The 20431-nt window shown below is 67.8% G+C and carries 17 protein-coding genes; 5 read left to right on the top strand and 12 right to left on the bottom strand.

All coding sequences use genetic code 11. The annotated features are described in order from the left end of the window. Nucleotides 1-40: 40 nt before the first annotated feature. From ACFVWG_RS24325 to ACFVWG_RS24305, 5 genes are read right to left on the bottom strand one after another with little or no spacing between them, the layout of a single operon-like run. Nucleotides 41-2008, bottom strand: a complete 1968-nt coding sequence (locus ACFVWG_RS24325; RefSeq protein WP_391545678.1) for a hypothetical protein — start codon at nt 2006-2008, stop codon at nt 41-43. Further along, nucleotides 2005-4800 carry an ATP-binding protein gene (locus ACFVWG_RS24320; RefSeq protein WP_391545677.1) on the bottom strand — a complete coding sequence of 932 codons (2796 nt, stop codon included), beginning with the start codon at nt 4798-4800 and terminating at the stop codon, nt 2005-2007. Before ACFVWG_RS24320 ends, ACFVWG_RS24325 begins: the two co-directional genes overlap by 4 nt. Then, nucleotides 4797-5363 carry a hypothetical protein gene (locus tag ACFVWG_RS24315; RefSeq protein ID WP_391545676.1) on the bottom strand — a complete coding sequence of 189 codons (567 nt, stop codon included), beginning with the start codon at nt 5361-5363 and terminating at the stop codon, nt 4797-4799. Before ACFVWG_RS24315 ends, ACFVWG_RS24320 begins: the two co-directional genes overlap by 4 nt. Continuing rightward, a complete protein-coding gene (locus ACFVWG_RS24310; protein ID WP_391545675.1) occupies nt 5363-5650 on the bottom strand; it encodes a hypothetical protein in 288 nt (95 codons plus the stop codon). The genes ACFVWG_RS24315 and ACFVWG_RS24310 overlap by 1 nt, the downstream gene beginning before the upstream one ends. 49 nt (nt 5651-5699) lie before the next feature. Further along, the gene (locus ACFVWG_RS24305) at nt 5700-6788 is read right to left on the bottom strand and encodes a conjugal transfer protein (protein WP_391545674.1); all 1089 of its coding nucleotides are present in this window, start codon (nt 6786-6788) and stop codon (nt 5700-5702) included. A gap of 633 nt (nt 6789-7421) precedes the next feature. On the opposite strand from ACFVWG_RS24305, the gene ACFVWG_RS24300 reads away from it, so the two are divergent. Continuing rightward, a complete protein-coding gene (locus ACFVWG_RS24300; protein WP_391545673.1) occupies nt 7422-8297 on the top strand; it encodes an aldo/keto reductase in 876 nt (291 codons plus the stop codon). A gap of 67 nt (nt 8298-8364) precedes the next feature. After that, a complete protein-coding gene (trxA, locus tag ACFVWG_RS24295) occupies nt 8365-8754 on the top strand; it encodes a thioredoxin (protein ID WP_391545672.1) in 390 nt (129 codons plus the stop codon). Between the two features lie 256 nt (nt 8755-9010). Here trxA and ACFVWG_RS24290 read toward each other — a convergent pair whose 3' ends face one another. Beyond that, nucleotides 9011-10276, bottom strand: coding sequence for an NAD(P)/FAD-dependent oxidoreductase (locus ACFVWG_RS24290; protein ID WP_391545671.1), 1266 nt, complete (start codon nt 10274-10276; stop codon nt 9011-9013). A gap of 90 nt (nt 10277-10366) precedes the next feature. Here ACFVWG_RS24290 and ACFVWG_RS24285 point away from each other — a divergent pair, with 90 nt between their 5' ends. Beyond that, nucleotides 10367-11905: a PucR family transcriptional regulator gene (locus tag ACFVWG_RS24285; protein WP_391545670.1), complete on the top strand. Its 1539-nt coding sequence runs from the start codon at nt 10367-10369 to the stop codon at nt 11903-11905. 209 nt (nt 11906-12114) lie between these two features. On the opposite strand, the gene ACFVWG_RS24280 is transcribed toward ACFVWG_RS24285, so the two are convergent. The 4 genes from ACFVWG_RS24280 to ACFVWG_RS24265 form a co-directional block, all read right to left on the bottom strand. Beyond that, on the bottom strand, nt 12115-12729 hold the full coding sequence (locus ACFVWG_RS24280; protein ID WP_391545669.1) for a DUF305 domain-containing protein: 615 nt from the start codon (nt 12727-12729) through the stop codon (nt 12115-12117). A 93-nt stretch (nt 12730-12822) separates the two neighbouring features. After that, nucleotides 12823-13836, bottom strand: coding sequence for an NAD(P)/FAD-dependent oxidoreductase (locus ACFVWG_RS24275; protein WP_391545668.1), 1014 nt, complete (start codon nt 13834-13836; stop codon nt 12823-12825). Continuing rightward, a complete protein-coding gene (locus ACFVWG_RS24270; RefSeq protein WP_391545667.1) occupies nt 13833-14342 on the bottom strand; it encodes an isoprenylcysteine carboxyl methyltransferase family protein in 510 nt (169 codons plus the stop codon). The genes ACFVWG_RS24275 and ACFVWG_RS24270 overlap by 4 nt, the downstream gene beginning before the upstream one ends. Further along, nucleotides 14339-15388: a type III polyketide synthase gene (locus ACFVWG_RS24265; protein WP_391545666.1), complete on the bottom strand. Its 1050-nt coding sequence runs from the start codon at nt 15386-15388 to the stop codon at nt 14339-14341. The genes ACFVWG_RS24270 and ACFVWG_RS24265 overlap by 4 nt, the downstream gene beginning before the upstream one ends. Nucleotides 15389-15406: 18 nt before the next feature. Between ACFVWG_RS24265 and ACFVWG_RS24260 the strand changes: the two genes are divergently transcribed. Continuing rightward, on the top strand, nt 15407-16207 hold the full coding sequence (locus ACFVWG_RS24260; RefSeq protein ID WP_391545665.1) for a UbiA family prenyltransferase: 801 nt from the start codon (nt 15407-15409) through the stop codon (nt 16205-16207). Here ACFVWG_RS24260 and ACFVWG_RS24255 read toward each other — a convergent pair. After that, a complete protein-coding gene (locus tag ACFVWG_RS24255) occupies nt 16204-17076 on the bottom strand; it encodes a LysR substrate-binding domain-containing protein (RefSeq protein ID WP_391545664.1) in 873 nt (290 codons plus the stop codon). The two genes, ACFVWG_RS24260 and ACFVWG_RS24255, sit on opposite strands and share 4 nt — an antisense overlap. Before the next feature lie 242 nt (nt 17077-17318). On the opposite strand from ACFVWG_RS24255, the gene ACFVWG_RS24250 reads away from it, so the two are divergent. After that, nucleotides 17319-18719, top strand: coding sequence for an MFS transporter (locus ACFVWG_RS24250; RefSeq protein WP_391545663.1), 1401 nt, complete (start codon nt 17319-17321; stop codon nt 18717-18719). Nucleotides 18720-18772: 53 nt separating this feature from the next. Here ACFVWG_RS24250 and ACFVWG_RS24245 read toward each other — a convergent pair whose 3' ends face one another. Next, complete coding sequence (locus ACFVWG_RS24245) at nt 18773-20263, bottom strand: lysyl oxidase family protein (RefSeq protein WP_391545662.1); 1491 nt, start codon at nt 20261-20263, stop codon at nt 18773-18775. Nucleotides 20264-20431: the final 168 nt, after the last annotated feature.

Below are 20431 nucleotides of genomic sequence, written 5' to 3'. Positions count from 1 at the left end.
CTCGCCCCTCCCCTCGGCCTGAACGCGGACTCACCGCGAATCACCGCCCGCCTGAAGGTCGGTTGCCAGTCGGACCGCTACTGCGGGCGGCTGAGTATTCCCGGTAGGCCCGTGGTTGCGCTGCCGCGGCCGCACGCTTCTGGATCGTCTTCGACGGCCCTTCTCGAAGGGCCGCTGAATGGGCGAGCCTTCGCGGCTCGTAATGCCCCTGCCGCAACTGGGTGGCGGCGGTCGTCGGCTTCGCGTGTCGTCCCGAGCTCCGGTCCGTCGAGTTCCGCGGCGACCCGGGTCCGGGCTTGCTGTCAAAGGTGCCGCCTTGGTAGACATCACGCGATCGGCCACCCACAACGGCAACACCCGTTGGCGCCGACGAGGCTATGACACGGCGTCCGCCAGACTTCTTGCCGCCTGCTCCAATCGTCCCGGGCGTGTTCGCGTCAGGTAGTTGCGTACCAACCTGACCTCGACTGTCCATGTCGGTCTGGCCTGCGGCCTGGCCCTGCGCGCGGCCACCGCCGGGCAGCGGGGCAGTACGAAAGACGCGACTCTTCTCCACCCGCTCACTGCCGGATTCATCGGGTCTAGAGGTTCCGGTTTGCCGATCCTTCTGGCGCTCCGCCACCGTGGGTGCCGCGCTACGGCTGCGGACAGCCGTCATGACCCGGCGTACCGCCTGCACGGCGCCTCGCCTAGCGAAGGAGCCCATCATCATGCTCCCGACCCCAGGCCGCATCATCGAAGTCAACGACTCGAGCAACTTCCGGAGGCGGAAGGCCGCAATGAGGACGACTAGGGCCAGCCCCGTCACCGGTAGCCAGCCGAGCGTCTGACTCAGGCTGAAGACTGCTGTTAGCAGCGACAGGGCGACGCCGAAGATCAGCATCGCTGCGACGGACTGCAAAACGAGGCCGAGCAGAGCCTCCAGCCAATTCATACCCCATTGGCGCGCACGGCCCGGAATGATGAACAAACAAGCGAAGACCACACCTACGACGAGCATCACCAAACAGCCGACAAAGGCCATCAGCGCCGTCGCCGCGAGTCCGATGTTCAGGACGGCAAACAACGTCGCCGCGACGGCAGCAATGATCAAAACACCTATGCGTCCGAAGGGGTTCTCGCCCTTGGACCACTTGACCGTCGGCGCATCGCCGCCACCTTCGGCCGTTGCCACATCACCCTTGATGTAGTCCATCCGCTGGCTCGCATCGATACCGGTGTCCAGCATTCCCTTACCGTAGCGATTGCACGCGTCCAAGGACCCGAACTCCGCAATGCACCACGGCGTAACTGCAAAACCTCGCCAGGCTGCATCACCGGACTTGCGTAGCATATTGTCGCGTGTCGTTCCGGGAAATGCCGGCTCTGGCATCTCGAACGGCGTCTTCAGCGTGCCGCCGACGATCTCCCCCGAGGCACCCATCACGGTCTCTGCCCCAACCTGCCGTGCACCATCGACACCCTTAAGCCACGTCGCAGGCCCCAACGCAAGGCTGACAGCGAGTACTCCCGCCGCGAACAGCCATACGATCTGTCCCAACGAGGAACCGCTTGACCGGCGCTGTACGTAGGCAGCGATCGCCCCCAGGGCAAGGGCCGACGGCAACAGCCAACCCACGAGTTGAGTGCTCACACCGCCGATCGCCTGTGAGGTCGCATCTGTCAAGGGCTTGATGTCCGTGAAAGAGAACAGCCACCAGCCGATTGCGATCGCAGCCCGCGTCGCCGCCACGATGTAAAGCATCAACATCTGGGCGAATGAGTTGAATACCGGACGGAAGGGATCGCTGAAGCTCCCCTCGAAGTCGAGGGAGTAAGCCATCGGGCTGTACTGCTCGAACAGCGTACGGGTGTCACCATGCGTGAGATCCGGGGTTGGCAGGAGATCGCCGAACCCGGTTGGGCTCGTCGGCCCCTTCGGATCAGCCGCAAGCGCGACCTGCGTGGTGACGATCAGCGAGATCACGAGCATTGTGAGCGCTGTGCGGGCTCGGCGCTGCCACCTCATGCGACGTGCTCCTTTTTGGTGGGGCGGTCGTCGGGTGGGGAGGCGGGTTGGTACATGGCTTCGTTGTAGTCGGGGGCGTCGGCTTCTTGGTCGTAGACGTCGTCGGGGCCGATGGGGGCCTCGTGGCGGGTTGCTTGGTGGCCGTTGGTGGGGGGCGGGGTGGCTGGAGCGGTGGTGGTGGGGATGGGGGCGTCGACTGGGGGGTGGGTGGTGTGGGCTTCGGATTGGGCGGTGGCGGTGGCGGCGGGTTCGATGAGGTCTTGGGGGTCTTCGTCGTCGGCGAAGGGGTCGGCCGGGGTGGGGTCGGCGGGGAGGGCGGGGGCCGGGGTGTTGGCGTGTTCGGATTCGGGGGTGGTGCGGAGGAGGGCGGCTACGCGCTGGCTGGGGATGTCGATCTGGACGGTGGCTACTTCGTCCCAGCGGTCGCGCATGATGCAGTGGCCGTGGCGGATTGATTTGCCGTTGGCTGCGGTGTTGATGCCGCGGACGAGGGTTTGGTACGGCGGGGTCTGGGGGCGGCCCAGGAGTTCGAGGAGTGAGTCGACCTGTTCGCGGGAGCGGAGGCTGAAGGCGAAGAGGGTGGTGATCTGCTCGACGAGGCCGGGGAGCTTGAGGATCGAGGCGGGGTCCTGGGTGTCGAGGACCAGGGAGGCGCCGAGGGCGCGGCCGACGCGGGCGATGTAGTCGAGGAAGGAGGCCCCGTCCGGGGTCTTCGTCAGCAGGTGGACCTCGGGGACGATGACGACCTTTGAGCGGCCGCGGAACTCGCGGCGGCCGGTGGTGCGGACCATCCAGGCGAGGCAGCCGCGGAGGCAGGCCATGCCGACGCGCTCGATCGGGGACCAGGACTCAGGGGCCGACTCGGGGGACGGCAGGGTGAGGCCTGGCATCTGGACGACCCAGAGGCCCGGGTTGGTGGTGAGGGAGGAGAGGCCGGAGGGTGGGCCGGCGACGACGGACCCGAGGCCGGTTTCGACGAGGTCGCGGAGGGCGAAGCCGACGGTACGGATGGTTTCGGACTCGGAGTTGCAGAGGCGCTGGATGACGCCCCACGACGAGGGGTCGGGTGACTGGATCTCGGCGCGGGTGGCGGCCATCACCGGGGCCTCGGCCGCGCCGCGGAGGTGCGGCGGGAGGAGGAGCATCAGCTGGGACGGTGCCTGCAGGAGCGCGTCGTCGACCGGGAGGACGCGGAGCAGGTCCGCGGCACCGGAGAACTGGGCGGTGATCTCGATGACAGCGGTCGGTACGCCGTACTCCGCGGCGACTGCGGAGACGCCCGCGGCGTCACCCTTGAGGTCGAGGAGTGGGACCCAGGCGCCGGCGAAGGCGGAGTCGAGGCCGCCGAGCATGGCGGCGGTCGTCTTGCCTCGACCGGAACGGCCGAGGAAGAGGGTCGTGGTCGCGTCGCCGAGGGCCGAACCGGCGGCCGCGTCGAAACGGACGAGGCCAGGGGTCGAGCCGGTCAGGTAGCCGATCGCGGGACCGGTCGCGTCACCGATCGACGCGCCGCCCCAGAACCAGGAACCGAAGAACGCGGTCGACTCGCGGACGTGACCGAGGTCCGGGACGCGGAGCTGGTCGCCGGGCAGGGACTCGAGCCACAGGTCGCGCTGCTCGTCCGCGCCGGGGGCGACGGTGATGCCGCGGTCGGCGTAGTGCGCGATGACGGCGTCGACGTACGCCTCGAGGTCTTCGCGGGTGTCCGCGCTGACCAGCAGGCGGGGGTGGTCCTCGACCAGGGTGAGGCCGCTGCGGTTGATGTCGCGCTTGACCTCGCGCATCACGCGCTCGGTCTCGACGATCTCGTCGGCGGTCTCCTCCGCGGTGCCCTTGGCCGCCGAGCGGCGCTGTTCCTTGGCACTCTTGCGGGTCTCGTCGACGAGGTGCCGCGCGGTCTTCTTGGTGAGGACGCGGAAGCGGACCGAGGCCTCGACGGTCACGTCGATCTCGTCGCCGTCGTCGTCGATCGCCTTGATCTCCGACAGCGTCCGCAGCCACTCCCCCGGGCCCGGGGTCTCGAGCTCTTCGGGGAAGTCGGTCATCGCGAGGACGGTCGTGTACGCCGCGATCTGGCCGCGCGAGTCATAGATGCGCAGGTGATCGGTGTAGGGCACGACGCGACCGGAGGTGAGCCGGGCCAGCGAGGCGCCGGTGATCAGGCCACGGCGCGGTGCGGCCACGGCGCCCCGGTGCATCTCGCGGCTGATCAGCCAGGAGATGACCTCGGCCGGGGCGGTGTGGGCACGCCAGACGGTCGAACCGAGCTGCCGGCCGAGTTTGCGGACCCGCTCGTCCAGGTGCGCGAGCTCGCGCGCGCTCACGCGCCAGGAGGTGGTGCCGAGGGCGTCGCTGATCGACCCACGGACCTGGGCGGTCGCACGGGGGTCGCGGTCGCTCAGGTGGACGCCGAGAGCGACGTACCGCTCGGGCATCCGCATCTCGTCGATCCGGTCGGCCCGGGTCTGCGCCCAGGCCTCGTGGTCGCCGAGCCGGTAGTGGCCCGCCACGGAGTCGAGGTAGTCCTGGCCGGTCGAGCGGCCCCAGACCACCTTCAGGTGGCTGAGCCGGTCGCCGAGGATGGTCGCGGCGGCGCTGACCGCGGCGTCCAGAGCAGCGTCCTGCTCGGCCTCGGTGGCCAGGTCGGTGTTCGCCACCGAGATCAGGAACCACGCCTCGGCGCTGCGTTCGGTGACGAGCAGACCGTCGGCGATGGCCACCAGCCGGGGCGGCGGCAGGCCACGCTCGCGGCCGACACCGACCAGGTTCAGGAGCTTGTCAGCGATCTTCATTCGTGCCTCGTCTTCCCTGACGAATTCCTGCGGCTGACCCTCTGCACGTGGTCCGCCCCGAGCAGGCGGGCGCGCTGGTTCACGGTGATGTCCGCACCCGCGCGGACCATCGGATCCAGCTCCACCACGGCCTCGCGTTCCCATTCCGGCGTCACCCGGGCCTTCGCCAGGTTGGCCACCTTCTGGGTCGCGACGCGCTCACGCCACGGCAGGTACTCCGTCTTGTCGGCGGCCCGCGCGCCGAGTCCGATGATCGGGCGGTGGGCGCGCAACGCGTAGCGGACGGCCAGCGCCCACTCGGTCACGCGGCGGCGGCGTTCGTGGAACTTGCCCGGTCGCCAGCCGAACGCGGTGATCACGAACGGCGGAACGACGTACAGGCTGACGGTGCCCTTCTGGGGCACCCCGACGAACGGGAACAGCAGCGCGATCCAGGCCAGGATGATCACCGCACCGAAGATGATCATCCGGCGGCGCGCGCCTTCACCGAGGTCGATCCCGAGCAGGTCGTACTGCCGGGTCTCGATCTCGAAGTGGTGGGTAAGGGTACGACCGACGCGCATCAATTACCCCCGGAGAGCAGTCCCCAGAAGCCCTTCAGGACATTGATGGTCTGGTTGTTCGCATAGATCAGCCCCCCGACCAGGACACCGGCGGCGATGTGGCCGAACAGTTCGCCCCACTCGCGCTTGAAGTAGTGGCCGATCGCGCGCAGCACCAGGATCGCGATGAAGATGTTGCCCGCGATGACCAGGACCCAGTCCTTGAAATCCGCGCCGGTCGGGACATTGGGGTCGGCCAGTGGCGCGACGAGCTGAACCACGCTCGCAGCCAGTTCGTGCGTCGTCATTGCGGTGTCTCCCTTGGTGCATCGGTCATCCGACGGCGGGTTGCTGTGGTCATCCGACGGCAGCCACTTGCCATCGCTGTGCTCCGTCCGTGGCGACAGTACGCCGCAACGTGAGCGTGTACGTCTGGTCGAGCGTGGTGTCTCCCACGCCCTTCCAGGTGACGGCAGCGGTCGCCCGCCGCTCGTTGTCGTTACCGGTGTAGACCTGCCAGTCCTTCAGTTCGCCGAACTTCACGGCGCCGTTCAGGCTGCGGATGCTCGAGCCGGGCGAAGCCACCGCCGACACCTTGTCGTCGGACTCCGCATACGCGCTGAAGAACGCTTCGGCGTCCTTGATCGTTGCGGCGGCCAGATCATCGTCCGGCACGCCGGCTCCCGGCATGTTGTCCGGCAGCGGTGCACGGCCGTCCGGTACGAACGTCGGCGGCCCACTGGCCACCACCCGAGCCGCGGTCCGCGCGACCGGCACGGACACCCGCTGCCAGGCCATCGCCCCGGGGGTCATGACGCGGCCCTTGAGGTAGTACTGCTGGACGCGCACCCGGACGTCGACCACAGCGGCCACGCCACCGGGGTCGACCTTGACCTCACCCGGATAGGCGATCAAGGCGACCTGCTTGCCGCGCCCGTTCCAGCCGGCGCGACCGTCCAGACCGGCGGCCAGGTCGAGGCCGACCTGTGCCGGGCGGGCATCCGGGTTCGCCTCGTCCCAGGTCAAGTACGAGATCGAGTACCGCGTTGCGACGGCGCGCGCTTCGTCGAGCGGGAAGCTGGTCTGGCCGCCGACGACGGTCTCGGGAGTCCGATTCGGGCTGATCCAGGACCGGATACCACTGATCGCCGCGAGCAGCAGAACCGCGACCACCAGGCCGCGGAAGAAGCGTCGGGCCCAGGTCGAGAACGACGACTCGGGCTCAGTTGCCCACGGGGTCTGACCAGGCTCCAGCACCTGCCGAGCCGGGCCAGGGGCTGCGTGGGCGCCATGCGGCGACCGCTGCCGCAACCGCTCCGGCTGGCGCTGACCGGGACCAGGACCGACCTGCTCCCCCGGAACCGGCTGTCCCGGTTGCGGGTGACCTTGCACCGGCGGACCGGGCTGCTCGGGCGGACGCGCACCAGGACGACGAGGCGGAGCCATCACTCCGCCAGGTGGCGGAGGAGTCTGAGGTGCCGCGTACTGCGCGGCTACACCCTGTGCCTGGCGAGGGGTGGGTGACACCGGACCATCGGGGTGGGCCCACCACTCCGGTGCGGTGTTCTGTGGGCGTCCCCGGGCGGCCTTCTTCGGCCGCCGCTGGTCCGACCAGTGTTCACCTTTTGGCGGCAGATTCAGAACCGTTCGCCACCAACTCATCGCTACCCGCCCCTCAGACAGCAGTTACGCGGACAGTAGCCGGGAGAATACGGCAAGCAACTGTCCATCGGGAGACCTGAGACCAGGATCCGGATGCTCCATCGCTCCCCGCAGCCTTACTGTTACCCCACTGGCGGGCAGTATCACCCTCAAACGGCAAGAGTGACACCTTCGGTACCGTCGCCATAGCTCCTCTCTCATTCCCGCGTCGTCGATCAGGCAGCGCACACCATGCCACACGCCGCAGACAGATTCGAAAACCCGTGCGAACAACATGGTAAAAGACCACACCAACTGATCACGCATAGTAACCGATCCGCGAGCTCCCCTGTGGAAAACTCTCCCGTGGCGAGGGGTCAAAACCCTCCGCACCGGGCATAGGGTCGCAGTACCCCCTGCTACCCCTGGAGGACCAGGATGGAAACTCGCCGACTCGGCCGGCTCGGCCACCAGAGCTCGGTACTGATCTTCGGCGCCGCCTCACTCGGCGGTGTCGACCAGGACCGGGCCGACGCCTCGATCCAGGAGGCGCTGGACGCCGGGATCAACCATTTCGACGTCGCGGCCGACTACGGCGACGCGGAGCTGCGGCTCGGCCCGCGGATGCCGGAGATCCGGGACCGGATCTTCCTCGCCACGAAGACCGGCCGCCGCACCTTCGAAGAGGCGTGGAGCGAGATCAACCGTTCGCTGGAGCGGCTGCAGACCGACCACGTCGATCTGATCCAGATGCATGCGGTCTGTGATCTGGAGAACCTCGACCTCGTCACCGGCAAGGGCGGCTCGCTCGAGGCCGCGATCCGGGCCAAGGAGGAGGGCCTCGCGTCGGCCATCGGGATCACCGGTCACACCGCGCAGGCGCCCGCCGTACACCGTGAGGGTCTGCGCCGGTTCGACTTCGACAGTGTGCTCACCCCGCTGAACTACCACCTCTCCACCGATCCCCAGTACGCCGCGGACTACGCCGAGCTGGTTGACGCCGTACAGGCTTCGGATGCCGCGCTGATGACGATCAAGATGATCGCCCGGCGGGGCTGGCGGGACGGCGAGGAGAAGACGTACGACACGTGGTACCGGCCGTTCGACGAACAGCGCTATGTGACGGCGGCCACAGCCTGGCTGCTGAACGGGCATCCGGAGATCACCGGTCTGGCCACGGCCGGTGAGACGCGGTTGCTCAAACAGATGATCATCGCCGAACAAGAGCGGGCCGAGCTGTCCGTCGAGGACGCTGCGTCGATCCTCCAAGAGGTCCAGGACTACGCTTCCCCGTTCATCGACATGCCGATCTGAGCGTTGGGAACACTCACGGGTGGTTCGGTGTTGAAGCGCGTGTAGTCGTCTAACTTCGGAGGTCGTAGTGGCAACGGTCGAGCTGTCCCAGGAGAACTTCGACACGGTCGTCGGGGGCGAAGGCCTCGTCCTGGTCGACTTCTGGGCGGAGTGGTGTGGTCCGTGCAAGATGTTCGGGCCCGTGTTCGAGAAGTCGTCCGAGGAGCACACGGACATCAAGTTCGCGAAGGTGGACACGGAGGCCCAGGTCGAGCTGGCCCAGGCGTTCGAGATCCGCTCGATCCCGACCCTGATGGCCGTCCGCGACGGCGTCGTCCTGTACTCGCAGCCGGGCGCCCTGCCGAGCGCTGCTCTCGAGGACCTGATCACGCAGCTGCGCGCCGTGGACATGGAAGAGGTCCGGGCGCAGATCGCGGCGCACGAGGCCGAGCACGGCACCGAGCCGCACACGCACTGATCCCAGACACGAACGAAGGCCCCGGACTCACTCCGACAGGAGTCCGGGGCCTTTCGTATATGTCACAGCGTTCGTTGATGGGAGCGGGCCCTGGGCAGGAGATCATCGCCAGGGCCCGCTCCGGGTGCTGACCGTGGTGGAGTGAAACCTGGTGGTTGCCGGGCGGGTGAGGCTGCCGTCCGGAGGTGGTTCACTCGACTGCTGGTCAGTACCGGGCGGAGGGACCGGTCGACGCCAGTTCCTCCTTGGAAAGAATTCAGCGCAAGGGGTCGAACGGGGCGAGCTCGGCCGGGGTACGGCCGGTGGTGATGGTCTCGGCCAGCAGTTGGCCGGTGATCGGGCCGAGCGTGATGCCCCACATGCCGTGACCGCCGGCGGCGAACACCCGCGGCGACGCGGTGGCACCGATGATCGGCAGGCCGTCCGGAGTACAGGGTCGCGGGCCGACCCACTCGAAGGTGCGGGCGTCCAGGTCGGCGTCGCGCAGCAGCGGCCGGGCCGCCTCCACGATGGCGTCGATCCGGCGCGGGTCTAGCTTCGCCTCCGGCTTGCGGAACTCCATCATCCCGGCGACGCGCAGCCGGTCGCCGAGCGGCGTACAGGCGACGCGCTGGGCCGGGAAGTAGACCGGACCGGCAGGCACATGCGCGATCGGCACACTGAAGCTGTAGCCACGACCAGCCTGTACGACGGTCCGTACGCCGAACCGCTTGGCCAGATCGGTCAGCCAGGCGCCAGTCGCCATCACGACCGCGTCGAACGGGTCGGTCTCACCGTCACCGGTGACCAGGCGAACGCCGCGGATCTCGTCCACGATGTCCTTCACCACGACGCCGGTGATGATCTGGCCGCCGCGGGCGACGACCGAGTCGGCCAGCAGTTGGACGTAATCACCGGGGTTGATGAAGCGCTGACCGTGCAGCCGGATCGCGGCACCGATCTCGTCGGACAGCGACGGCTCGATCTCGCGGGCGTCATCACCGGTGATCGCCTCGAACTCGATGCCCTGGCCGGCGGCGTGGATCTGCTCGATCTCCTCGAGCAGCACGCTGCGCTCGGCCTCGGTCCGGTAGGCGGCCAGGAAGGACTTGGCCTCGTAGGTCTGCGCCTCGACCCCGGCCTTGGCCAGGAAGTCGAAGGCCGGCAGGGCCTGCCGGTTGATGCCGACCAGCGACTGCATCGCGGTCTTCCAGCGTCCGGCGGTGCTGTTGCGAGCGAAGCGGGTGAGGAAATTGAGGAGCCGCGGGCTCGCGGTCGGCGGGACATACACCGGGGAGGACGGACTCAGCACCGCACGGACGCCGTACTTGAGGACGGCAGGCTCCGGCAGCGGGGTGGCCAGGCCGGGTGTCAGCCAGCCGGCGTTGCCCCAGGACGCACCTGCGGCGACACCCTCGCGGTCGAGCACGGTGACCTCGACGCCGGCCTCCTGGAGGAACCAGGCGGTGGCCAGACCAACCATGCCCGCGCCGACGACGGCGACGCGATCGGGAACGATGTGAGTGGAGTCTGCAGCGACCATGTATTGATGGTGCGTCCGCTTGAGACAGCTGTCATGGTGCGATCACACCATTCGCGGGACAAATGACTGTGCTCAGCGCACAATAACCTCATGATCACCGCGCCTGACCTGGTCGCCGCCGTCGGTCCTGCCCTGTTCGAGGTGGTGGTGCCGGGCAAAGGCGACAGTGAGGTGCGGGACGTCTTCCTGGCCGACCCACAGGAGCCTGCGACCGGCCACCCGGGCGATCTGGTCCTCGGCCTGGGCCTACGCGACGCTGAGGACGCAGTGGAGCTCGTGGAGCGCTGTGCGGCCGGCAACGCCTCTGGCGTCGTTCTCCGTACGACGCTCGCCCGCGAACCGGCCGTGGTCGCAGCAGCCGAGCGGTGGCTGCTCACGCTGGTCGCACTGCAGCCGAGCGTGACCTGGGCCCACGTGGTCTGGCTGCTGCGCGGTGTGATCGACAGAGCGGCCGCTCCGGACTCCCCCGTCGCTGGTGACGCCGGTGTGCACCAGGAGCTCTTCGCACTGGCTGATGCAGCCCGGGCGATCGTAGATGCGCCGGTGACGATCGAAGACAACCAGTCCCGGGTTCTGGCTTACTCCTCTGGTCAGGACTTCACCGACCCAGCCCGCGTCTCGACCATCGTCGGTCGCCGCGTACCGCCCGAGGTGATCGCACACTTCCGAGCCAGAGGCATCTTCCGGCGGCTGGCCCGGTCGAGTGAGCCGTTCCTGGTCCCGGCCGGACCCAACGGCATCCGCCCGCGCCTCGTCGTACCGGTGCGGGCTGGTGGTGAGTGGCTGGGGTCCATCTGGGCTGTGGTGGACGGTCCGGTGAGTACTGAGGTCATGACCGAGCTCAGCAACGCTGCGTCGGTGCTGGCGTTGCACATGCTGCGGCTGCGAGCGCAGGCCGACGTGGCGCGGCGCAGTGCGATCGATCGGCTGCGGACGCTGCTCCGCCAGTTCTCTCCGGACAACCCGGTCGACGTACGGCTGCCACCTCAGCCCTGGCGAGTTGTCGCGCTCGCGTCGCCGGAGGGGTACGACGTACCGCAGCAGCTCGACCTGTGGGAGTCGACCGGGCGGCGGCACGGCTGGAGCGACCCGCACCTCGCCGATCTGGACGGGACTGTCCTAGCGGTCGTCACGGACGGAGAGGGCCCCGGTTCGTGGACCTGGCTGGCCAAGCTGGTGGCTGACCACGCGAAGGGCTCTATAGCTGCAGCTGGCGGCCCTGCACGCGGTCCGGCCGATCTGCCGAGCTCACGGGCCGAGGCGGTTGAACTGCTAGGCCTTGTACGGCGTGGGGTCGCACCCGGACCGGTATTGCGGGTGGAGGAGGCGTGGCACGTGCTGACAGTGCACCGCGCGGTCATGTCGTTGGACGTGAACAAGATGGATGGTCCGCTCGCCACACTGCTGCGGCACGACATCCAGCACGACACCGGGTTCGTCGAAACCTTGCAAGCGTGGCTGGAGTTTCCGGGACAGCCGCAGCGCGCGGCCCGGGAGCTGCACCTGCACACCAACACCTTGCGGCACCGGATGAAGCGGATCGGGGAGATCACCGCGCTCGATCTGAGTGATCCAGTGGCACGACTGGCATTGCAATTGCAGATCGCGGCGGTCCGGACGGAGCATTGAGCACTGAGATCTATGCCACAGGCTCATGTAACAAGGCTTCATTTATCGGCAATGGTTGAGCAACATCCGGCTGACAGAGTCTTCCTTGTCGCTGATCGAGCTCTTCACCAGGGAGCTCGAGGAGTGACCGGGGTTGAGCTCTTCACCAGGGAGCTCAAACCCACTGGGCCCGGCGGTTGTCTGAGCGACCGCCGGGCCCACACATGTTTCTAGAGTGCTGCGAGCTCTTTGAGCTGTGCCGCCCGGCTGCTGATGATCGAAGCGGCCAGTTTCTTCGTCGCGGCGTCCTTGCCGATCTTGGTGATGTTCTCGGCCAGCAGGATCGACTCGTCCAGATGCTCCTTCAGGTTCGTCACGAAGAGCTGGTCGAAGGCCGGTCCGGAGGTCTTGCCGAGGGCAACGATCTCGGGTTCGGTCATCATGCCGGGCATGTCGTGGCCCTCGTGCGGGTTGCGGACCGGCAGGCCCGAGCGGGTCCGGGTCGCCTTGAACTGCTCCACCTCGGTCCGGTGCCCGTTGGCCACCGCGGTCGCGAACGCCCGTACGGCCGGGTCGGCGGCCTGCTTCTCCGCCATCCCGAGCACCCGCAGGAGCTGGTCGTCCATCGGGATCATCAGCTCGATCCAGGCCAGGTCGTCGGAGTTGAACGACGGGTCGATCTTCCACTCGGTCGCCGACGCGCTGGGAGCGGTCGCGCTGGGAGCGGTCGCGCTGGGCGCAGTCGCACTGGGCGCGGTCGCGGGCGGCCCGGGAGGCGAGGCCGCGACCGAGGAACCGCACCCGGTGAGGGCAGCCAGCAGGACAAGGGCGGCTAAAGCTTTCATGGGCGGACTCCTCGAAAGCGAAGGAGGGGGCGGTTGCCGCGAGGGTACCGAGCGTGGTCGATGAGGTACAGAAGGTGGCGGAAAGCCGACAGCTCAGGCCAGCCGATTGACGATCTGCGCGTAGACGCCCGGAAGGCGCGCTGCGGCCGGGACGATGCGCGGCGCGAGCAGGCGGCGATTGCGGGCCCAGAGCAACGATGCGGTCAGCAGACGGCACTCACGCGACACCCGGCGCCAGGCGTCCTCGTAGTCGGCCGGTCTGTCGTCGATGAGGCAGTCGACCAGTTCAGCTGAGGTGCGGAGCGCTACGGCGATGCCTTCGCCGGTGAGCGCATCGATGTAGCCCGCTGCGTCGCCGACGAGGAGCACTCGGCCGGACACCCGCTGGTGGACGCGTTGCCGGAGCGGTCCGGCTCCCATGACGGCCGATGCAGGTGTGGCACCGGACAGGCGGCGCTTGAGTGCGGGGAACGCGTCAAGGTGCGAGTCGAACGTGCCGCGGGCAGTGGTGAGGATAGCTACGCCGACGAGGTCCTCGTCCACCGGCGTCACATATGCCTCCCCCAGTTCCGACCAGTACACCTCCACCAGTTCCGTCCAGGGAGACACCTGGAAGTGCTGCCGGAGTCCCCGACGCGCAGCCCCCGTCGTACCTCCCAGGCCCAACTGGCGGCGGATGGGTGAGTGGAGGCCGTCGGCGGCGGCCAGGTAGCGCGCGGTGTGGCCGGCGGCGCTGACGGAGGTGTCGTTCTGGGTGATGGGGCCGACGCGGGTGTGGTCGACGGGGACGTTCAGATCCGCCAGGCGGTCGAGCAGGGCTTGGTGGAGGGTTGTCCGGCGGACGCCTAGGCCGGGACCGGCGGTGAAGCGGGCGTCGACACAATGGTCCGCGTCGAGGTAACGGATGCCGTGGAAGGGACGGCCGTGCAATGAGACGCCGAGGCGTTCCAGGTAGTCGACAGCACTGTGGGCGATCCCCTCCCCACAGGCCTTGTCGATCGGGCCCTGGCGAGGCTCGAGCACCACAACGGACAGACCGGCCAGAGTGGCCCGGATGGCGGTCGCTGCACCAGCGGGGCCGCAGCCGGCCACCAGGAGGTCGATCACTTGACCAGGGCTGCGTTCAGCGCGGCTTCCTCGGAGCGGATGCGTACGGCGAGCAGCGGGATGTTCAGCAGCGTGAACACGACAGCGGTGATCCAGCCGGTGTGGACGAGCGGCAGTGCGATCCCCTCAACCACCACGGCCACGTAGTTCGGGTGCTTGATGAACTTGTACGGTCCACGCGCCACCAGGTGCAGACCCGGTACGACGATCACTCGGGTGTTCCACTGTTGTCCCAGCACGCTGATGCACCACCAGCGCAGTCCCTGCGACAGGATCACCAACGCGAGCATGGGCCAGCCGAGTGCTGGGATGAACGAGCGGTGGAACGACTCGGCCAGACACCCGAAGAGCAGTCCGGTGTGCAGGACCACCATGAACGGGTAGTGCCCCTTGCCGGACTCCACTCCGCCCTGGGCGAAGCTCCACTTGGCGTTGCGCAGCGAGACCACCAGTTCGGCCACGCGTTCGAGTCCGACGAGCACCACGAGGACTACATACCAGTTCATTGCCACTCCAGGAGGACGAGCTCGGAACAGAATCCCGGGCCCATGGCGAGGAGCAGGCCCATCCCCGAAGGATGCAGGGCGAGCGTGTCACCGAGCACGTGCAGCACCGATGAGGAGGACAAGTTGCCGACCGCATCGAGCGATTTCCAGGTCAGGTCGAGTGCACCGGGCCGCAGCTCGAGTGTTTCGGCCACTGCCTCCAGAACCTTCGGTCCGCCGGGATGACTCACCCATGTACCGATCTCGGGCACAGTCAGGCCATGGTCGGCCAGGAAGCCCCGTACGTCGCCGCCGAGGTACTTCCGCACCACCTCCGGCACATCCGCACCCAGCACGATCCGGAAACCACCCGAGCCGATATCCCAGCCCATGACGCGCTCGGAGTCCGGGTAGAGGCGGCTCCGGGTCGCCAGCACTGACGGACCGGCGGCGGCGGGATGTTCAGACCCGGTCAGGACCACTGCGGCTGCGCCGTCGCCGAAGAGCGCTCCCCCAACCAGATTGGGCAGGGAGGAGTCGTCTCGCTGCAGAGTGAGCGAGCAGAGCTCAACAGACAGCAGTACGGCGACCTGCTTCGGCCAGGCCAGCAGGTAGTCGTGCAGACGGGCTACGCCGGCCGCACCACCCACACAGCCGAGTCCGAACAGCGGTAGCCGCTTCACGTCTTCCCGTAGGCCCAGCCGCATCGCCACGCGGGCATCGATCGACGGGGCGGCCACTCCGGTCACCGTGGTGAACATGAGTACGTCGACGTCCGACAACTCGAGTCCTGCGTCCGCTACTGCACCGGCCACAGCCTCTGCGCCCAGATCGACCGCAGCGGCGATCCACGCGTCGTTGGCAGCGCCGAAGTCCTTCAGCTCGGCGTACTGCTCCAGCGGAAGCGCCAGATGGCGTGACGAGACACCCGCGTTGGCGTGCAGTCTCCGCAGCAGCGCGTTGCCGCGGCCGTCCGGCAGACAGATCGCAGCGAAGGCGTCGGTGAGCTCCTCCTGCTGATACCGGTACGGCGGCAACGCGGGCCGGACCGCTGCAATCCGCGTCATCGTGGCATCGTGGGCTCGGTGAGAGCGCTGAAGGGACTGGTACTCGCCTGCCATCTCGGACCGACTGTCGCGGTCACGGCGCTGGTGACTGCCGTGGCGTGGTCGGCAGGGCGTAGTCCGGCTGGGTGTCTCCTGGTCGCAGCAACGATCCTCACCGGCCACCTCTCGATCGGCTGGAGCAATGACGCGATAGATGCCGCCCGGGACACCATTGTGAACCGGAAAGACAAACCTGTGGTGCGCGGACTGGTGAGTCGCCGCACGCTGGCGGTCGCAGCCGGGCTCATGCTGGTGATCACCATCCCCGTCTCACTGGCCAACGGATTCGCGGCCGGACTGGTTCACCTGCTCTTCGTGGCCTGCGCCTGGGGCTACAACCTCGGACTGAAGTCGACCGTCATCTCCTGGCTCCCGTACGCCGTTGCCTTCGGCGGACTGCCCTCATTCGTGACACTCGGGACCACCCACACGTGGGCGCCGTGGTGGGCCACCACAGCGACCGCGCTCCTCGGAGTCGGCGCTCACCTGGCAAACGTCGTACCGGACCTGAAAGACGACCTGGAGACGGGTGTACGCGGCTGGCCGCAACGGCTGGGCGCCAGTGCCCGTCTGCTAGCTCCACTCCCCCTGGCCGCAGCCACAGCACTCCTGGTGATCGCACCGGCTGGACCGCTAGGCCTCATCGGGTGGATCACCCTCGCCATCGTCGCCGGACTGCTCGTAGTGATCGTGGCGTGGAAAGAGGCGCCGTTCCTCGTCACGATCGCCATAGCCGGCGTGAGCGTGGTGGCACTCATCTTCCGAGGAGATGCGCTCTAAGCAGCGTCTGGCTTGAGTGGGGCGTTGCTGCCGAGGATTGCGGCGGTCAGGGCTTCGGCAGGCTCCTTGGCGGCACGCGGGTTGGTGATGAGGACCAGGTCGATGGCGGGCAGTTCTGGGAGGCCTGCGCTCGGTGGTGGCTCTACGAGGTCCACGGGCATCAGGGATCGCGCGAAGATGGCTATGCCGAGGCCGGCCCGGACCGCAGCCAGTACGCCGTTGACGCCGCGGACGATGCAGGTGATCCGGCAGGAGCGACCCGCCTGCTCCAGAGTCTGCACACCGAGCGAGCGGCTGAGGCTGGGGGCTTGGTAGGCGACCAGCGGGACAGGCCCGTCCGGGGCGATGCGGGTGCCTGCGATGCCCGCCCAGACCAGCGGGTCCCGGCGGACCAGCCGGCCGTCAGGTTCGTAGCTGGTGCCTACTGAGTGTTTGACATAGGCGAGGTCCAGGTGGCCGGACTCGACGCGGCGGAGCAGGTTGGGGCTCTGGGCGACGGTCAACTCCAGGTCGATCCGCGGGTAGAGCTGACGGAAGTCGCGGAGGATCCGAGGCAGCGGAGTCAGCGCGAGGTCGTCGGTGACGCCAAAGCGCAGACGGCCGCGGAGCTCGGAGCCGGTGAAGTACCCGGCGGCCTCTTCGTGCGCCGCCAGGATGGTTCGCGCGAAGCCGGCCATGGCGTCACCGTCGGCGGTCAAAGTCACCGTGCGGGTGTCGCGCAAAAACAAAGGCCGCCCCACCGCGGCCTCGAGTTTGCGGACGTGCTGGCTGACCGTCGGCTGCCGGATGCCGAGCCGCTCGGCCGCCTGGGTGAAGCTCAGCGACTGCGCGACCGCGAGGAACGTCCGGAGCTGGTCCGGGTCGTACATCGATGGACCTCCTATCACGGGACGCAATAAGAGTAATAGGAGTAATTCGCTGTCGGAATTCAGGGCCAAAGACAAGGATGGACCTGTCCTCCCCTGACAACCCACTCGTGTAGGGATCTCCTTTGACCACCCGGACCAGCGGTCCTGTCCGAGAAGCCGACTACCACCGTCACAACACCCCAACAAAACACAGCGAACCCCTCCGCCGCCCAGGGTTCCGCGAAACTTTCAGCGCCCTGCAGGTGCGCAACTTCCGCCTCCTGGTCAGCGGTCTGCTGGTCAGTTCGACCGGCGGCTGGATCCAGCGCATCGCCCAGGACTGGCTGGTGCTGACGATCACCGGCAGCGCCACCGCGGTCGGCATCACCACCGCCCTGCAGTTCCTCCCCACCCTCCTCCTCGGCCTGTACGGCGGCGTGATCGCCGACCGTTTCCCGAAGCGGAAGATCCTGCTGGTCACGCAGCTCACGATGGGCGCGGCCGCCGGCGTACTCGCACTGCTCGCCTTCACCGGCCAGGTGCAGGTCTGGCAGGTCTACGCGATGGCCCTGTTCCTCGGGCTGGCCACCGCCGTCGACAACCCGACGCGCCAATCGTTCGTCACCGAACTCGTCGGCCGCGACCGCGTCCGGAACGCGATCAGCATGGTCTCGTCGACGTTCCAGCTCGGCAGCATGATCGGTCCGGCGCTCGGCGGCGTGCTGCTCGGCACGCTCGGCGCCGGCTGGGCGTTCGCGATCAACGCCTGCACGTTCTTCGCCTCGATCACCGCACTCCTCAGAATGCGTGAGAGCGAGATGCCCGCCCGGAAAGCCGCGCGGCAAGCCGGTCTGCGCCTCCGCGACGGACTCCGCGACGGCCTGCAGTACGCGTTCCACGAGCCGGCTGTCCGCTGGGCGATCGCGCTGGTCGGCATCTACGGCATGTTCGCGATCAGCCTGCCCGTGACGCTCACGGCGTTTGCTGACCGCGTCTTCCACACCGGCGCCACCGGGTACGGCGTACTGAACTCGGTGGTCGCGGTCGGGGCGCTGGCCGGTGCGTTGCTGTCGGCGCGCAGGGTTCGGCCGACTCGGCTGCGGAACCTGGTGGGCATCGCGAGTCTGCTGACGATCACTGAGGTACTCGCGGCGATTCAGCCCTCGCTGTGGACCTTCATCCCCGTGCTGGCCGCGATGGGTATGGCCACGCTGATGTTCCTGACCGCGTGCCAGTCGATGGTGCAACTGACCACTCCGGACGGCCTGCGCGGCCGCGTGTCCGGGCTGTACAACCTGGTCTTCATCGGCGGTGGCGCGATCGGTGGTCCGCTGGTCGGATTGATCGCGCAACACTTCGGTGCCCGGGTCAGCCTCTCCCTGGCCGGTCTGGTCCCGGCGATCGCCACCATCGCGATCGGGCTCCGCCTGCGCCGCGACGGACGCTTCCGCGTCGTACTGGTGCGCACTCGCTCCCCCTGGCATCAGGTCCCGATCCGCCTCACCCTCCAGCAGCAGACCATTCAGCTGTCGGCACCGAGCCACGTTGAGCACCCATCAACAGTGACAACGCACGAAAAGTGGTCGAGCGGTGCACAAGGTCCACCACGCTGTACGACGGGCGCCAGGCCGCGGCGGTCGCGGTTGCGCCCGACCCGGAGATAGCGAAAGGCCCCGAAGGCAGCCGGCGAGAGCGGTCTTCGGGGCCCGTAACGCTGTTACGGAACGTTGATCACGCCGACGGCCGGAACCTTGACGGTCCGGGCGCCCTTGACGCCGCCGAGGATCACCTTGCGCAGGGCAACGTTGTTCTTGGTGTTGCCCTCGAACAGCTTGCCCTCCGGGTTCGCCTTCACCTCGACGAAGTACTCGCCGTTCGGCAGGTTGGTGATGTCGAACGACTGGCCCGGCCGGAACTGCTCGTAGGTGTCGCCGGATCCGACATCCAGAACCTCACGCACCGACAGCGACGTGTGGTCGCCGCAGGCGGTGTGCAGGTCGGTGTTGAACGGGTGCCAGTTGGCGTTCTTCACCGTGTAGTCGATCGAGTCGGTCGCGGCCAGGCAGAAGGCTTCCTTCTGGCTGCGGACGACCTCGGACTGCTTGGCGTTCAGCAGGCTGTAGCGGGCGAAGTCGGTGAAGTGCCAGTGGGTGTGGCCTTCGCGCGGGTCCCACTCCATCGTGCCGGTGTTCTGGTACCCGATCTCCTTGCCCTTGTCGTCGTAGAAGTACTGGTACGCGTCCATCAGGTCCTTGCCCTGACGGCGGAAACCGTCCAGTACCAGCGGCGACGGGCCGGCGTTCCACACGGTCGCGGAGAACGCCAGGAAGTCCTTGCCGGCGTCCGGGGTGCCTTCCTCGCCCGGGGCGACCTGGATCCCCCACGCGGGCACCGAGACCAGGTCCGGCTTCGGGCCCTTCGGCGTCGTCGCCCTGCCGGTCGGCCGCGCGGCGTGCGGCACCAGCGCCTTACCCTTCGGAGCAGCCTGCTTCTTGGCCCCCTGACCTGCGAAGCAGCCCCGGATGCCGTGCCCCGGGTCGCAACTGTCACCCTTCACGACCGTGACGTTCAGCGAGAGCGTCGACTGCGCGGCCGGGATCTTGAAGAAGTCGCGGTAGGCCTTGTTCACCGTGACCATGGCCTTGTACTTACCTTCGGCGACCTGCTTGATCGGCTTCTGGTCGTAGGAGTAGGTGCTGGCCGACCAGCCGGTCTGCAGCCCCCAGACCGCACCCTGGGTGAACGGGTTGGCATTGCAGCCGTCCGGGTACGGCGACGTGGCCGGCGCGTCCGGCCGAGTGCGTGACCCCTCGCCGTTCAGGCAGAGGGACTGGTCGATGTCGAGCGCCTTCTTGCCACTCGCGTCGGTCAGGGTCACGTGCAGGAACTTCCCCAGGCCGGAGAAGTCCGTGACCAGACCCTTGGGCAGTGCGACTGCCTTGCCGTTCACGATCTGCTTGGCGACCACCGGCGAGTTGTAGTTCGCCCGCGTCGCGCGCACCTCGATCGGCGCGTTACCCGCGACCACGTAGGCACCGAGGTTCAGATCGGTACCGCGGTCCTCGTCAGACGTCACCGTCACATCGGTGACCGGCGAGACCAGGGCCAGCGCGGGCCTGGCGGGCGCCGCCGTTCCTGCTGACGCGCTCACCGCTGCCATCGAGACGACCAGGCCAGCGGCACCAGCCGCTGCGATCGCCGTTCGCACGGCTTTGTTCGGCGTAATGATGATGGAACCCCCTCCACATCGGGCCGGGTCCTCACGAACCGGCCTCTACGTCTAAGGACTCCCAGCCCCCGGAGAAGGTTGATGACAGTAACGTCCCAGTCACGTCACAGACGGTCATCACGCCTTGATACTTGACGATGTAAATTA

Origin of the sequence: Kribbella sp. NPDC058245, from assembly GCF_042882005.1 — a bacterium.
Taxonomy (GTDB): Bacteria; Actinomycetota; Actinomycetes; order Propionibacteriales; family Kribbellaceae; genus Kribbella.
Note: the sequence above shows the minus strand (reverse complement) of the source record. Positions and strands in the feature narration are given on the sequence as shown.

What these genes read in the sequence shown, in the direction of transcription:
- ACFVWG_RS24300 (WP_391545673.1), top strand. Translation starts at nt 7,422, where the DNA reads ATGGAAACTCGCCGACTCGGCCGGCTCGGCCACCAGAGCTCGGTACTG.
- ACFVWG_RS24320 (WP_391545677.1), bottom strand. Translation starts at nt 4,800, where the DNA reads ATGAAGATCGCTGACAAGCTCCTGAACCTGGTCGGTGTCGGCCGCGAG.
- ACFVWG_RS24290 (WP_391545671.1), bottom strand. Translation starts at nt 10,276, where the DNA reads ATGGTCGCTGCAGACTCCACTCACATCGTTCCCGATCGCGTCGCCGTC.
- ACFVWG_RS24315 (WP_391545676.1), bottom strand. Translation starts at nt 5,363, where the DNA reads ATGCGCGTCGGTCGTACCCTTACCCACCACTTCGAGATCGAGACCCGG.
- ACFVWG_RS24270 (WP_391545667.1), bottom strand. Translation starts at nt 14,342, where the DNA reads ATGAACTGGTATGTAGTCCTCGTGGTGCTCGTCGGACTCGAACGCGTG.
- ACFVWG_RS24310 (WP_391545675.1), bottom strand. Translation starts at nt 5,650, where the DNA reads ATGACGACGCACGAACTGGCTGCGAGCGTGGTTCAGCTCGTCGCGCCA.
- ACFVWG_RS24325 (WP_391545678.1), bottom strand. Translation starts at nt 2,008, where the DNA reads ATGAGGTGGCAGCGCCGAGCCCGCACAGCGCTCACAATGCTCGTGATC.
- ACFVWG_RS24265 (WP_391545666.1), bottom strand. Translation starts at nt 15,388, where the DNA reads ATGACGCGGATTGCAGCGGTCCGGCCCGCGTTGCCGCCGTACCGGTAT.
- ACFVWG_RS24305 (WP_391545674.1), bottom strand. Translation starts at nt 6,788, where the DNA reads ATGGCTCCGCCTCGTCGTCCTGGTGCGCGTCCGCCCGAGCAGCCCGGT.
- ACFVWG_RS24285 (WP_391545670.1), top strand. Translation starts at nt 10,367, where the DNA reads ATGATCACCGCGCCTGACCTGGTCGCCGCCGTCGGTCCTGCCCTGTTC.
- ACFVWG_RS24280 (WP_391545669.1), bottom strand. Translation starts at nt 12,729, where the DNA reads ATGAAAGCTTTAGCCGCCCTTGTCCTGCTGGCTGCCCTCACCGGGTGC.
- ACFVWG_RS24255 (WP_391545664.1), bottom strand. Translation starts at nt 17,076, where the DNA reads ATGTACGACCCGGACCAGCTCCGGACGTTCCTCGCGGTCGCGCAGTCG.